The sequence below is a fragment of the Mesorhizobium sp. M1D.F.Ca.ET.231.01.1.1 genome, from assembly GCF_003999155.2.
GTDB lineage: Bacteria > Pseudomonadota > Alphaproteobacteria > Rhizobiales > Rhizobiaceae > Mesorhizobium.
Genome location: NZ_RZOZ02000006.1, coordinates 132,984 through 146,576, shown reverse-complemented (window position 1 = coordinate 146,576; position 13,593 = coordinate 132,984). Strand labels below are relative to the sequence as shown.

Annotated in this window: 10 protein-coding genes; 6 read left to right on the top strand and 4 right to left on the bottom strand. The window is 64.2% G+C overall.

The genetic code is table 11. The annotated features are described in order from the left end of the window. Nucleotides 1–3 precede the first annotated feature (3 nt). The 4 genes from EN874_RS17925 to EN874_RS17910 all read right to left on the bottom strand — a co-directional run bounded on the left by EN874_RS17925 (nucleotide 4) and on the right by EN874_RS17910 (nucleotide 4,019). Nucleotides 4–1,173 (bottom strand): DegT/DnrJ/EryC1/StrS aminotransferase family protein, encoded by a 1,170-nt coding sequence (locus EN874_RS17925; protein WP_127426290.1) that lies wholly within the window; start codon nucleotides 1,171–1,173, stop codon nucleotides 4–6. A gap of 250 nt (nucleotides 1,174–1,423) precedes the next feature. Further along, nucleotides 1,424–2,347: a carbohydrate kinase gene (locus EN874_RS17920; protein ID WP_127426289.1), complete on the bottom strand. Its 924-nt coding sequence runs from the start codon at nucleotides 2,345–2,347 to the stop codon at nucleotides 1,424–1,426. Then, on the bottom strand, nucleotides 2,344–2,790 hold the full coding sequence (locus tag EN874_RS17915; RefSeq protein ID WP_126085172.1) for an RbsD/FucU domain-containing protein: 447 nt from the start codon (nucleotides 2,788–2,790) through the stop codon (nucleotides 2,344–2,346). Before EN874_RS17915 ends, EN874_RS17920 begins: the two co-directional genes overlap by 4 nt. Nucleotides 2,791–2,792: 2 nt before the next feature. Next, the gene (locus EN874_RS17910) at nucleotides 2,793–4,019 is read right to left on the bottom strand and encodes an ROK family transcriptional regulator (protein WP_127426288.1); all 1,227 of its coding nucleotides are present in this window, start codon (nucleotides 4,017–4,019) and stop codon (nucleotides 2,793–2,795) included. 211 nt (nucleotides 4,020–4,230) lie between these two features. On the opposite strand from EN874_RS17910, the gene EN874_RS17905 reads away from it, so the two are divergent. The 6 genes from EN874_RS17905 to glgC all read left to right on the top strand — a co-directional run bounded on the left by EN874_RS17905 (nucleotide 4,231) and on the right by glgC (nucleotide 13,495). Further along, a complete protein-coding gene (locus EN874_RS17905) occupies nucleotides 4,231–5,265 on the top strand; it encodes a sugar ABC transporter substrate-binding protein (RefSeq protein ID WP_126085170.1) in 1,035 nt (344 codons plus the stop codon). 162 nt (nucleotides 5,266–5,427) lie between these two features. Further along, nucleotides 5,428–6,492: an ABC transporter permease gene (locus EN874_RS17900; RefSeq protein ID WP_127426287.1), complete on the top strand. Its 1,065-nt coding sequence runs from the start codon at nucleotides 5,428–5,430 to the stop codon at nucleotides 6,490–6,492. 2 nt (nucleotides 6,493–6,494) lie between these two features. Further along, the gene (locus EN874_RS17895; RefSeq protein WP_127426286.1) at nucleotides 6,495–7,277 is read left to right on the top strand and encodes an ATP-binding cassette domain-containing protein; all 783 of its coding nucleotides are present in this window, start codon (nucleotides 6,495–6,497) and stop codon (nucleotides 7,275–7,277) included. Between the two features lie 144 nt (nucleotides 7,278–7,421). Next, nucleotides 7,422–9,884, top strand: coding sequence for a glycogen/starch/alpha-glucan phosphorylase (locus EN874_RS17890; protein ID WP_127426285.1), 2,463 nt, complete (start codon nucleotides 7,422–7,424; stop codon nucleotides 9,882–9,884). A 70-nt stretch (nucleotides 9,885–9,954) separates the two neighbouring features. Continuing rightward, nucleotides 9,955–12,168 (top strand): 1,4-alpha-glucan branching protein GlgB, encoded by a 2,214-nt coding sequence (gene glgB, locus EN874_RS17885; protein WP_127426284.1) that lies wholly within the window; start codon nucleotides 9,955–9,957, stop codon nucleotides 12,166–12,168. A 61-nt stretch (nucleotides 12,169–12,229) separates the two neighbouring features. Continuing rightward, nucleotides 12,230–13,495, top strand: coding sequence for a glucose-1-phosphate adenylyltransferase (glgC, locus tag EN874_RS17880; RefSeq protein WP_127426283.1), 1,266 nt, complete (start codon nucleotides 12,230–12,232; stop codon nucleotides 13,493–13,495). Nucleotides 13,496–13,593 lie beyond the last annotated feature (98 nt).

Genomic DNA, 13,593 nt, shown 5'->3' with positions numbered 1-13,593 from the left:
TGCTCAGGCCGCCGCGACATGCGCCGAGTTCGAGCCGATATAATTGCGGATCGTCTCGATGATCTTGTCTTGGTCGGCTTCGCTGAGATAGGCGTGCATGGGAAGGCAGAGGATCTGCTTCGGCAGCTTTTCCGAAACGGCAAGACCGGTCGGCGCGCGCGGGTAGTCGCGATAGGCGATCTGCTCGTGCAGCGGCTTCACATAATAGATGACCGACGGGATGCCTTTTTCGCCGAGATGGCCCTTCAGCCCGTCGCGCTTCGGCGTCTCGATGGCGTACTGCGCCCAGGCCGAGCGGCCGTGGCCCAGATTGCGCGATGCCTTGACGATGTCGCCAAGTCCTTTGGCATAGCGGTCGGCGACCGCTTGCCGCGCCACCATCTCCTCTTCGAGAATGGCAAGCTTCTCGATCAGGATCGCCGCCTGCAGCGTGTCGAGGCGCGAATTGATGCCGACGCGGATGTTGTCGTACTGGGTCTCGCCCTTGCCGTGGAAGGCGAAGGAGCGCAGCTTGTCGGCCAGCGCTGCGTCATTGGTGAACATCGCGCCGCCGTCGCCGTAGCAGCCGAGCGGCTTCGCCGGATAGAAGCTGGTCGAGCCGACATGGCCGAAGGCGCCGCACATCTTGGCGTCGGCGGAACCGCCGATCGATTGGCCATCGGCCGAGCCGCCCATCGACTGGGCGGCGTCCTCGATCACCAGCAGGTTCTCGCGCTTGGCGATCGCCATGATCGCCTCGTAGTCGGCGGAGAGACCGAACAGGTCGACCGGGATGATCGCCTTCGGCTTCAGCCGGCCTTCCTTCTTGATCATGTCGATCGCCGCCTCGAGGCTGGCGATGTCGATATTGTAGGTGTCGGGATCGACGTCGACGAAGACCGGCTCGGCCTTGGCGAGCGCCACCACTTCGGCCGTCGCGGCGAAGGTGAAGCTCGGCACGAACACGGCGTCGCCCGGGCCGATGCCGGCGGCAAACAGCGGCAGAAGCAGCGCATCGGTGCCGTTGGCGCAGGCCACCACATGCTTGACGCCGACGTAAGCCGCGAGCTTGTTCTCGAATTCGGTGACCTGGGGCCCGAGGATGTAACGGCCGTCCTCGACCACCTTGTCGATCGCGGCCTTCAGCCGGTCGCGGATTCGTTCGCGCTGCGCGCCAAGATCGATGAACTGCATGTCGGCCTCAAATACTGCCAGTAAACCGGCCCGCTGGTACCAGACTTGGCACGGCTGAGAAAGCCGACCGGGGGCAGGGCAAATTGCGCAAGTGTCGCAGCCTGTTACCGTCTTTTGCCGGCGTATTGGCCGAGGAAGGCGGAAATCCGGGCTTCCAGGCGCATTCTCGGCGCCTTTTATCGCACTGTTCCGGTCCTTGGAAACATAAAGTGATCGGCCGGCGAGGCCTCGCGCCCCTCGCAGACCGAGCTCAGGCGATTTCGTGCCGCCACGGCGGGTTGGCGCCGGCTCGCGACACGGTCACCGCGGCCGCCTTGGCGCCAAGCTCCAGCGCCTTGCGGATGGCGTCTTCCGGCAGGCCCCCGATCGCCGCCTTGGTGAGCAGGCCCTGCTCGTGCAACGCAGCGAGGATGCCGGCATTGAAAGTGTCGCCCGCGCCGACCGTGTCGACCACCTTCACCTTCTGCGGCACGACCGTGACCTTGTGCTCTTTGCTGTAGCCGACGGCGCCTTCGCTGCCATGGGTGACGACGATCAGCTTCGGCCCGCGGTCCAGCCAGTTGCGCACGATATCCTCATGCGAGCCCGCCTCGTCGAACCAGTTGAGGTCTTCGTCCGACAGTTTGACGATGTCGGCCATCGCCATCATCTCGCGGATGCGCCTCAGATGCTTGGCCTTGTCCGGGATGAAGTTCGGCCGGATGTTGGGGTCGAGCATCATCACGCGGCTGTTGTGCTCGCGCCGCATGAATTCCTCATAGGCGGATCCCGCGGGCTCCGAGATCAGGCTGATGGCGCCGAACAGCATGGCCTCGATCTCGGCGCCGAGCTTCGGCAGGTCCTCGATGGTGAGCATGCGCCCGGCGGTGTTCTCGTCATAGAAGGTGTAGGTCGCCTGGCCGTTGTTGAGCCGTACGAAGGCGAGCGTCGTGGGCTTTGGCGAAGTGTGCGCATAGGTCGAGCTCACCTTGCTAGCCCCCAGCGCCTCGCGGAGCTGGCCGCCGAACAGGTCTGAGGAAAGGCCGGAGAAGAAGCCCGCCGGGGCGCCCAGCCGGCCGAGCGCGACCGCACTGTTGAACACCGCGCCGCCGACATAAGGCGCGAAGGCCGCTTCGCCTTCGGTCGTCGTGCGCGGCAGCATGTCGATCAGGGCTTCGCCACAGCAGAGGATCATTGTGTCTTGGTCTCCGGCGGATAAATCACGCCCTTGCGGATGATGATGTTGGCATAAAGCCTGGGCTCGCTGGTCGCCACGATCGCGTGCGCGGCCTTGACGCGTGCATAGAAGTCGGCCCCGGCCAGCGCAATCACCTTGTGGCCCGGCGCGCGTTTCGCGCAGACCGCTTCCATCTCGTGATGCACGGGATCGGCGAGCGCCGGATCGCCCTTGACGGAGGCGCGGAACAGCGCCTCCGGCACGGCTTCGTCGACAGGCAGCACCTTCAAGATCGCATCGATCACCGGAATGATAAGATGGCCGTCGGCGCGGATCAGCCTGCGCGCCTGTTCCTCGGCGGGATAGTTGCCGTCGACGATGGCGATCTCGTCACCATGGCCCATGGCCCTGAGCGTCGCCAGAAGCTGCGGTCCGAGGAGCGGCGGGATACCGATCAGCATGGTCAGGCGCTCCTGGAAATCGTGGTCGGTCCGATCAGGAAGCGCTCCGACAGCGGCAGGCTGGCTCCGCCCAGCGCGCGCGCATGGATGCCTACGGTTCCTTCGCGCACTATGGGCAGTTTCAATCCTTCGGCGTCGATGCCGACGATGGCATCCGTGACCGCATCGACAAGTCGCCGCCTTACGGCGAGAGGCATCCAGCCGTCGATAACCGCCGCTTCGAAATCGATGACCGAGGAGGCCGCGACGATGGCATAGGCCAGCGCCTGCGAGGCGCTGGCGATCCAGTCGTCGAGTTCGGCGCCGATCTCGCCCCAATCCTGCGGCGATGTCCAAAGATACGAGCCGTCGATGCCCTTGGCGCTCAGCGCCTTTTCCAGGATGGCGATCGAGGCGACGTCGATGAGCTGCGTCGGCTTGCCGTCCGCCCCGGGCACGGGCATCGAACCCAGCGCGCCGGCGTTGCCGGTCGGCCCGCCGAACAGCCGGCCGTTGAGCACGATGCCGCCGCCGGCAAAGGCGCCGATGTAGAAATAGACGAAGTCGCGCGCCACTCCCGCCTGGCCGAAGACGAGCTCGGCGCCGCAGGCCGAGGTCGCGTCGTTCTGCAGATAGACCGGAAAATCGCACTGCGCCTGGATGTCGGAGCGGATGTCGCGATGGCGCCATTCGTCCATGATCTCGCGCGGCGCGCCGGCCGTATCGGCCCAGCTCCAGAGTTCGAACGGCATGGCGATGCCGAGCCCGGCTATGCGCTTGTCCTGCGCCGGCGTCAGTTCGCCGCGCATTTTCTTGATGCCGGCGCTGACGAATTCCACCGTCTCGCGCGGCGCCGGATAGCGATAGGAATTGTGCAGCATCGCGCGCACCGTGCCGAGGAAGTCGATCAGCACCAGTTCGGCGCTGCGGCGGCCGATCTTGAGGCCGATGAAGAAGGCGCCTTCCGGGTTGAGCGCCATCGGGATCGAGGGCTGGCCGATCTTGCCGCGCAGCGGCGCCTGCCGGACCAGCAGCTTGTCTTCCTCCAGCTCGCGCATGATGACGGATACCGTCTGCGCCGACAGTCCTGTCATGCGCGCAATGTCGGATTTGGCCAGGCTGCCATGCTGGCGCACCAGGGACAGCACGAGCCGCTCATTGTGGTCGCGCATGCCGCTCTGGTTTGTGCCGCGATGCAGCCGGCTCTCCCGAGCCTCGGGCGAACCGTGCCTCGCAATGCCGGTCTCCACCCTGTTCCTCCCGTCAGTTTCCCCGCACTGCTTTTCGTTCAGAATGAGTGAACGGCGCAAGTCTGTCAATAATAAATAAGAGTGATTTAATTATTGACAGATGTCTCGGACTGGTGTCTTTTGAGGTGGCGTCCACGCTGGGAGAAATGGTTGGATGCGCTTGAGGCGCCGGGTTGGCCGGCGTCCGCAATGGTTCCACTGGGAGGAAATCGTGACCAAGAAATCGCTGCTGAAGTCCACCGTATTTGCGGCGGCCGGGCTGGGCCTGCTCGCATTCGCCTCGTCCGCGTCGGCCGCCGGCGTCGGCGCCTGCCTGATCACCAAGACCGACACCAATCCCTTCTTCGTCAAGATGAAGGAGGGCGCGACCGCCAAGGCCAAGGAACTTGGCGTCGACCTCAAGACCTATGCCGGCAAGATCGATGGCGACAGCGAAAGCCAGGTCGCGGCGATCGAAAGCTGCATCGCCGACGGCGCCAAGGGTATCCTGATCACCGCCTCGGACACCAAGGGCATCGTGCCGTCGGTGAAGAAGGCGCGCGACGCCGGCCTGCTGGTGATCGCGCTCGACACCCCGCTCGATCCGATCGACGCCGCCGATGCGACCTTCGCCACCGACAATCTGGAAGCCGGCAAGCTGATCGGCGCCTGGGCGGCCGCCACCCTCGGCGACAAGGCCAAGGACGCCAAGATCGGCTTCCTTGATCTGACCCCCTCGCAGCCGACCGTCGACGTGCTGCGCGACCAGGGCTTCATGATGGGCTACGGCATCGACGTGAAGGATCCGAACAAGATCGGCGACGAGGACGATCCGCGCATCGTTGGCCATGACGTCACCAACGGCAATGAGGAAGGCGGCCGCAAGGCGATGGAGAACCTTCTGCAGAAGGACAACACCATCAACGTCATCCACACCATCAACGAGCCCGCCGCCGTCGGCGCCTACCAGGCCCTCAAGGCCGTCGGTCTCGAAAAGCAGGTGCTGATCGTCTCGGTCGACGGCGGCTGCCCAGGTGTGAAGTCGGTTACCGAAGGCGTGATCGGCGCCACCTCGCAGCAATACCCGCTGCAGATGGCGGCGCTCGGCATCGAGGCAATCGCCAAGTACGCCAAGGACGGCACCAAGCCGAAGCCGACCGAAGGCAAGAATTTCTTCGACACCGGCGTCAACCTCGTCACCGACAAGCCCGCGAACGGCGTGAAGTCCATCGACACCAAGGAAGGCCTCGCCAAGTGCTGGGGCTGATGCCAGCCTGACGAGCGCACAAACCTTGCGGCCGGGGCTTGATCCTCGGCCGCATCGGGTGGACGATGCGCTTTCGTAAGCGCTGATAAATCCCGGCAACAGACCGGAATGCGTGAACGGCGTGTGGGGCAATGAGCAAGCTCCGCGCAGACGGGAGGATACATGTCTCAGATGCAGGAATTCGAGAAGGTGCTCACGAGCAGCGACACCAGCGTCGCCGCCTTCGAGGAGCACGGCAAGTCGTTCGTCAAGCGCGCCCAGCATTTTCTGCATTCCACACCGGCGGCGGTGCCGCTGATCGTGCTGGTGCTGTCGATCATCATTTTCGGTATCGCCATCGGCGGCCGTTTCTTTTCGTCCTATACGCTGACGCTGATTCTGCAGCAGATTGCGATCGTCGGTATTCTCGGCGCTGCCCAGACACTGGTCATCCTGACCGCCGGCATCGATCTCTCGATCGGCGTGATCATGGTGATTTCGGCCGTGATCATGGGCAATTGCGCCATCACCTACGGCATGCCGACCATTCTCGCGGTGGTGATAGGGCTTGCCGCCGGCGGCGCCTGCGGCCTGCTCAATGGTCTGCTGGTCGCCTACATGAAGCTGCCGCCGTTCATCGTCACGCTCGGCACCTGGAACATCGTCATGGCCACCAATTTCATCTATTCGGCCAATGAGACGATCCGCGATGCCGACGTCGACGCCCAGGCCCCATTGCTGCACTTGTTCGCTCTGAGCTTCAGGGTCGGTTCCGCGGTGCTGACCGCCGGCGTGATCGCCATGGTCCTGCTGGTGATGCTGCTCTGGTACGTGCTCAACCACACCGCCTGGGGCCGCCATGTCTATGCCGTCGGCGACGATCCGGAAGCGGCGAAGCTCTCCGGCATCCAGACCAAGACGGTGCTGATGGCTGTCTACACGCTTGCCGGCCTGATCGCCGCCTTCGCGGCCTGGGTCTCGATCGGCCGCAACGGTTCGATTTCGCCGTCCGCCGCCGTCACCGACTACAATCTGCAGGCGATCACCGCGACGGTGATCGGCGGCATCTCGCTCTTTGGCGGCCGCGGCTCGATCCTCGGCACGCTGTTCGGCGCCATGATCGTTGGCGTCGTCTCGATGGGCCTCAACATGCTGGGCGCCGATCCGCAATGGAAAGTGCTGCTCACCGGCGTGCTGATCATCGGCGCCGTGGCGATCGACCAGTGGATCAGAAAGGTTTCGGTGTAACCATGACCCAAGAGCCTGTCCTCACCGCGCGTGGTCTTACCAAGCGCTATGGCCGCGTCACCGCGCTCAACGCCTGCGACTTCGATCTCTACCCAGGCGAAATCCTGGCGGTGATCGGCGACAATGGCGCCGGCAAGTCGACGCTGATCAAGGCGATCTCCGGCGCCGTGCATCCCGACGAGGGAATGATCGAACTGGACGGCAAGCAGGTCCACTTCAAATCGCCCATCGAGGCCCGCGAAGCCGGCATCGAGACCGTTTATCAGAACCTCGCATTGTCGCCGGCGCTGTCGATCGCCGACAACATGTTCCTCGGTCGCGAGATCCGAAAGCCTGGCCCGCTCGGCAGCTGGTTCCGTATGCTCGACCGGCCGGCGATGGAAAAGCGCGCCCGCGACAAGCTCACCGAACTCGGCCTGATGACCATCCAGAACATCAGCCAGGCGGTGGAAACGCTCTCGGGCGGCCAGCGCCAGGGCGTCGCGGTGGCGCGCGCCGCCGCCTTCGGCTCCAAGGTGGTGATCATGGACGAGCCAACCGCGGCGCTCGGCGTCAAGGAAAGCCGCCGCGTGCTCGAGCTGATCCTCGATGTCAAGAAGCGCGGCCTGCCGATCGTGCTCATCTCGCACAACATGCCGCACGTGTTCGAGGTGGCTGATCGAATCCACATCCACCGGCTTGGGCGGCGCCTCTGCGTCGTCGATCCGAAGCAGATCTCGATGTCGGATGCCGTTGCGCTGATGACCGGCGCCAAGAAGCCTCCGGAGGATGCGCTGGCGGCCTGATTTCCGTCCTTCACGGTAAATTGCCGCAGGGAAACCGGATGACATTCCCGCCTAAATCGATTGAATGTATGCTGCAATGCGGTAGGAAGGGCTGGGAGGAACGGTGAAAGCCGGTATGATCAGGCCAACCGAACGAGAGGCGATATGACACCCGCCATGACGATCGAAGCCCCAGTTCTCGACCATCCCGACCCCAAGACGCTCGCCGAAGAAGTCTTGATGTCGCTCAAATACCGACTCGGCAAGGACACCACCGTCGCCACGCCCTATGACTGGCTGACCGCCTCGATCAAGGTGGTGCGCGACCGGGTCGTCGATCACTGGATCCAGGCGACCAAGGAAGCCTACGACCAGAAGGAAAAGCGGGTCTATTATCTCTCGCTCGAATTCCTGATCGGGCGCCTGATGCGCGACGCCTTCTCCAATCTCGATCTGATGGAGAACATGCGCGAGGCGCTCGCCTCGCTCGGCGTCGACCTCGATCTGATCGCCGGCCTCGAGCCTGACGCAGCCCTCGGCAATGGCGGCCTCGGGCGGCTCGCCGCCTGCTTCATGGAAAGCATGGCGACGGTCGACATTCCCGCGCATGGCTACGGCATCCGCTACGCCAACGGCATGTTCCGCCAGGAGATCCATGACGGCTGGCAGGTCGAGCTGCCGGAAACCTGGCTCGACCACGGCAACCCGTGGGAGTTCGAGCGGCGCGAGCGTTCCTTCGAGGTCGGCTTCGGCGGCTCGGTGGAATCGATCACCTCCAAGGACGGGCGGCTCGAGCGCCATGTCTGGAAGCCGACCGAGCATGTGCTGGCCGTCGCCTATGACACGCCGGTGGCCGGCTGGCGCGCCAAGCGCGTCAACACGCTGCGGCTGTGGTCCGGCATGCCGATCGACCCGATCCTGCTCGACAAGTTCAACGCCGGCGACCACATCGGCGCGCTCGCCGAGAGCAACAAGGCCGACGCGCTGTCGCGCGTGCTCTACCCCGCCGATTCCCACATGGCCGGCCAGGAGCTCCGGCTGCGGCAGGAGTATTTCTTCTCGACCGCGTCTCTGCAGGACATCGTCCAGCGGCATCTCAGCCAATATGGCGACCTGAAGTCGCTGCCCGACAAGGCCGCGATCCACCTCAACGACACCCATCCCGCTGTCGCCGTGGCCGAGCTGATGCGGCTTCTGATGGACGTCCACGGCATGGATTTCGACCTTGCCTGGGACGTTACCAAGCGCACCTTCGGCTACACCAACCACACGCTGCTGCCCGAGGCGCTGGAAAGCTGGCCGGTGCCGCTGTTCGAGCGCCTGCTGCCGCGTCACATGCAGATCGTCTACGCCATCAACGCGCAGGTCCTGCTCGAGGCACGCGCCACCGGAAAATTTTCCGGCGAGCAGATCGCCCGCATCTCGCTGATCCAGGAAAACGGCGACCGGCGCGTGCGCATGGGCAATCTCGCCTTCGTCGGCTCGCACTCGATCAACGGCGTCTCGGCGCTGCACACCGAGCTGATGAAGGAGACGGTGTTCGCCGACCTTCACAAGCTCTATCCTGACCGCATCAACAACAAGACCAACGGCATCACGCCCAGGCGCTGGCTGATCCAGTGCAATCCGGGCCTCACCGCGCTTGCCCGCGAGGCGATCGGCGGCCGCTTCATGGACGACATCGAGGCGATCAAGGATCTCGATCCGCTCGCCGACGATGCGGCCTTCCGCGAGAAGTTCGCCGCGGTGAAGCGCCAGAACAAGGCGAGGCTTGCCAACCTCGTCGCCGACCGGCTCGGGATCAGGCTCGATCCTTCGGCGCTGTTCGACATTCAGGTCAAGCGCATCCACGAGTACAAGCGCCAGCTGCTCAACATCCTCGAGGCGATCGCGCTCTACGACCAGATCCGTTCGCATCCGGAGCGGGACTGGATGCCGCGGGTGAAATTCTTCGGCGGCAAGGCGGCGCCCAGCTACCACAACGCCAAGCTCATCATCAAGCTGGCCAATGACGTCGCCAGGGTCATCAACGGCGATCCGTCGGTGCGCGGCCTGCTGAAGGTCGTGTTCGTGCCGAACTACAATGTCAGCCTGGCCGAAGTGCTGATGCCCGCCGCCGATCTCTCCGAGCAGATCTCGACCGCCGGCATGGAGGCTTCCGGCACCGGCAACATGAAGTTCGCCCTCAACGGCGCCTTGACCATCGGCACGCTCGACGGCGCCAATGTCGAGATCAAGGAGCGCGTCGGCGACGACAACATCTTCATCTTCGGCCTGACCACCGCCGAGGTCGCCAAACGCCGCAACAACGGCTACAACCCGCGCGGCGTGATCGAGTCATCGCCCGAATTATCGCAGGCTGTGTCGGCGATCTCGTCCGGCGTCTTCTCGCCCGACGATCCCAACCGCTACCGCGACCTGATGAACGGTCTCTACCAGAGCGACTGGTTCATGGTGGCCGCCGATTTCGACTCCTACGCCGCCTGCCAGCGCGAGGTCGACAACGTGTGGCGCAACAGTCCCGACTGGTACGCGCGCGCCATCCGCAACGTCGCCCGGGTCGGCTGGTTCTCGTCCGATCGCACGATCCGCCAATACGCGAAAGAAATCTGGAACGTGCCCGTCTGATATGATTGCATGAGACCACGAGCAACGTGGTCCAAAACAAAGACTGGTGCCCAGGGAGGGCGACCGCCTGATGAGGAAGCCGCGCGCGACCGCTGCGACAAGCGGCCCGGACGGACTGGCGCCAGCCGGCGATGTCGCGGCGATCGTCGCCGGAACGCATGGCAATCCCTTTGCGGTTCTGGGCGTCCATGAAGCCGGCAAAGGCTTCGTCGCCCGCTGCTTCGTGCCCAATGCCGAATTCGTCACCGCCTACACGCTGACCGGCAAGGAGGTGGGGGAACTCGACCGCAGCGACGATGCCGGCTTCTTCGAGGGCAAGCTCTCGATCCGCAAGCACCAGCCGCTGCGCTATCACGCGAGAAATGCCGGCGGCGACTGGTGGCTGACCGACCCTTACTCCTTCGGCCCGGTGCTGGGGCCGATGGACGATTACTACATGGCCGAGGGCTCGCATCTGAGGCTCTTCGACAAGCTCGGCGCCCACATCATCGAGCATGAGGGCGCCACCGGCGTGCATTTCGCCGTCTGGGCGCCGAACGCGAAGCGCGTCTCGGTGGTCGGCGCCTTCAACGACTGGGACGGTCGCCGGCACACCATGCGCGACCGCAAGGACACCGGCATCTGGGAACTGTTCATTCCGGACCTCGGCGCCGGCCAGCCTTACAAGTTCGAGATCATCGGCCCCGACGGTGTGCGGCTGCCGCTCAAGGCCGATCCCTTCGCCTTCGAATCCGAGCTGCGTCCGGCGACCGCTTCGGTGACGGCGCCGCCGATGGCGCATCAATGGGGCGACGAGGCGCACCGCAGCTTCTGGCAGAAGGCCGACCCCAGACGCGAGGCGATCTCCATCTACGAGGTCCATGCCGGCTCGTGGCAGCGCCGCGACGACGGCACGTTCCTCACCTGGGACGAGCTTGGCGCGCGGCTTATCCCTTACGCGGTCGACACCGGCTTCACCCATATCGAGTTCCTGCCGATCTCCGAGCATCCTTACGACCCGTCCTGGGGCTACCAGACGACCGGGCTCTATGCGCCGACAGCCCGCTTCGGCGATCCCGACGGCTTCGCCCGCTTCGTCGACGGCGCGCATCGCGCCGGCGTCGGCGTCATCCTCGACTGGGTGCCGGCGCATTTCCCGGTCGACGAGCATGGGCTGGTGCAATTCGACGGCACCGCGCTCTACGAGCATGCCGATCCGCGCCAGGGCTTCCACCCCGACTGGAACACCGCGATCTACAATTTCGGCCGCCGCGAGGTGGTGTCCTTCCTCGTCAACAACGCGCTGTTCTGGGCCGAAAAATATCATGTCGACGGCCTGCGCGTCGACGCGGTCGCCTCGATGCTCTACCTCGACTATTCGCGCAAGGCGGGCGAGTGGATCCCCAACGAGAAGGGCGGGCGCGAGAACCTGCAGGCCGTCAGCTTCCTGCAGAAGATGAACAAGGAGCTTTACGGTCACCATCCGGGCGTGATGACGATCGCCGAGGAATCGACCTCATGGCCGAAGGTGTCGCGTCCGGTGCACGAAGGCGGGCTTGGCTTCGGCTTCAAGTGGAACATGGGCTTCATGCACGACACGCTGGAGTATTTCTCCAAGGAGCCGATCTACCGCAAGCACCACCACAACGACATCACCTTTGGCCTGGTCTACGCCTTCTCCGAGAATTTCGTGCTGCCGCTCTCCCATGACGAGGTGGTGCACGGCAAGGGCACGCTGCTCCACAAGATGGCCGGCGACGACTGGCAGAAGTTCGCGACCTTGCGCGCCTACTACGCCTTCATGTGGGGTTATCCCGGCAAGAAGCTCCTGTTCATGGGGCAGGAATTCGCGCAGCGCCGCGAGTGGAGCGAGGAACGCGCGCTCGACTGGAATCTCTTGGACTTCGCTCCGCATCGCGGCGTCTGGCAGACGGTGCGGGACTTGAACTACCTCTACCGCTCGCGCCCGGCGCTGCATGCGCGCGACTGCGAGCCGGACGGCTTCTCCTGGCTGATCGTCGACGATCGCGACAACTCGGTCTTTGCCTGGCTGCGCAGCGCGCCCGACGGCAACCCGATCGCCGTCATTTCCAATTTCACGCCGGTGCCGCGCGAGAACTATCGCGTGCCGCTGCCGAAGGCGGGAGAATGGCGCGAGATCATCAACACTGACGCCGTCGAATATGGCGGCTCCGGCATGGGCAATGGCGGCATGGTCGTGGCGAGCGGGAAAGCGGGCAGCACGTCGGCGACGATGCTGTTGCCGCCGCTGTCGACGATCATGCTGGAATTCGTCGCGGACTGAAGCAGATGATATCTCATCTTGCTGAAGCAAAGTTCCGGGCCGATTACTTGGGAGGGTAACAATGGCAGAGATCAAGAGAACCCAGCCGCTGGCACGTGATGCCATGGCCTATGTGCTTGCCGGCGGCCGCGGCAGCCGCCTCAAGGAGCTGACAGACCGGCGCGCCAAGCCAGCGGTCTATTTCGGCGGCAAGACGCGCATCATCGATTTCGCGCTCTCCAATGCGTTGAACTCCGGCATCCGACGTCTCGGCGTCGCCACCCAGTACAAGGCGCATTCGCTGATCCGCCACCTGCAGCGCGGCTGGAACTTCCTGCGGCCGGAGCGAAACGAGAGCTTCGACATCCTGCCCGCCTCGCAGCGCGTTTCCGAAACGCAGTGGTACGAGGGCACCGCGGACGCCGTCTACCAGAACATCGACATCATCGAGGCCTACGGTCCCGAATACATGGTCATCCTCGCCGGCGACCACATCTACAAGATGGACTACGAGCTGATGCTGCGCCAGCACGTCGACGCCAATGCCGACGTGACCGTCGGCTGCCTCGAAGTGCCGCGCATGGAGGCGACCGGCTTCGGCGTCATGCATGTCGATGGCAAGGACAACATCATCGCCTTCGTCGAAAAGCCCGCCGATCCGCCCGGCATCCCCGACAAGCCGGAGTTCGCCCTCGCCTCGATGGGCATCTATGTCTTCAAGACAAAGTTCCTCATGGAGCAGCTGCGCCGCGACGCGGCCGAGCCCGGTTCCAGCCGCGACTTCGGCAAGGACATCATCCCCTACATCGTTGAGCATGGTAAGGCGATCGCACACCGTTTCGCCAAGTCCTGCGTGCGCTCCTCGCATGAGGCCGAACCCTACTGGCGCGACGTCGGGACGGTGGACGCCTATTGGGAAGCCAATATCGATTTGACCGACGTCACGCCCGAGCTCGACCTTTACGACCGCGACTGGCCGATCTGGACCTATGCCGAACTGAAGCCGCCGGCCAAGTTCGTGCATGACGAGGAGGGCCGCCGCGGCGAGGCGATCTCCTCGCTGGTATCCGGCGACTGCATCGTCTCCGGCGCATCGCTGCGCCGCAGCCTGATCTTCACCGGCGCGCGCATCAATTCCTATTCGAAGCTCGAGGAGGTGGTGATGCTGCCCGATGTCAATGTCGGCCGCAACGCGCGCCTCAAGCGCGTCGTCATCGACCATGGCGTGCAGATCCCGGAGGGGCTGGTGGTGGGCGAGGATCCGGTGCTCGACGCCAAGCGCTTCCGCGTCTCGGAAAAGGGCATCTGCCTGATCACCCAGGACATGATCAACAAGCTGTCAACCTGATAAGGTTGATCAAGCCGTCAACCCGCCAGGGTTGATCGGCAAGCTGTCGACCTGATCAACAGATTGTCACTTTGACCTGCCACTTTGAGATCGGAATG

What these genes read in the sequence shown, in the direction of transcription:
- EN874_RS17925 (WP_127426290.1), bottom strand. Translation starts at nt 1,173, where the DNA reads ATGCAGTTCATCGATCTTGGCGCGCAGCGCGAACGAATCCGCGACCGG.
- EN874_RS17920 (WP_127426289.1), bottom strand. Translation starts at nt 2,347, where the DNA reads ATGATCCTCTGCTGTGGCGAAGCCCTGATCGACATGCTGCCGCGCACG.
- EN874_RS17915 (WP_126085172.1), bottom strand. Translation starts at nt 2,790, where the DNA reads ATGCTGATCGGTATCCCGCCGCTCCTCGGACCGCAGCTTCTGGCGACG.
- EN874_RS17900 (WP_127426287.1), top strand. Translation starts at nt 5,428, where the DNA reads ATGTCTCAGATGCAGGAATTCGAGAAGGTGCTCACGAGCAGCGACACC.
- EN874_RS17895 (WP_127426286.1), top strand. Translation starts at nt 6,495, where the DNA reads ATGACCCAAGAGCCTGTCCTCACCGCGCGTGGTCTTACCAAGCGCTAT.
- EN874_RS17890 (WP_127426285.1), top strand. Translation starts at nt 7,422, where the DNA reads ATGACACCCGCCATGACGATCGAAGCCCCAGTTCTCGACCATCCCGAC.
- glgB (WP_127426284.1), top strand. Translation starts at nt 9,955, where the DNA reads ATGAGGAAGCCGCGCGCGACCGCTGCGACAAGCGGCCCGGACGGACTG.
- glgC (WP_127426283.1), top strand. Translation starts at nt 12,230, where the DNA reads ATGGCAGAGATCAAGAGAACCCAGCCGCTGGCACGTGATGCCATGGCC.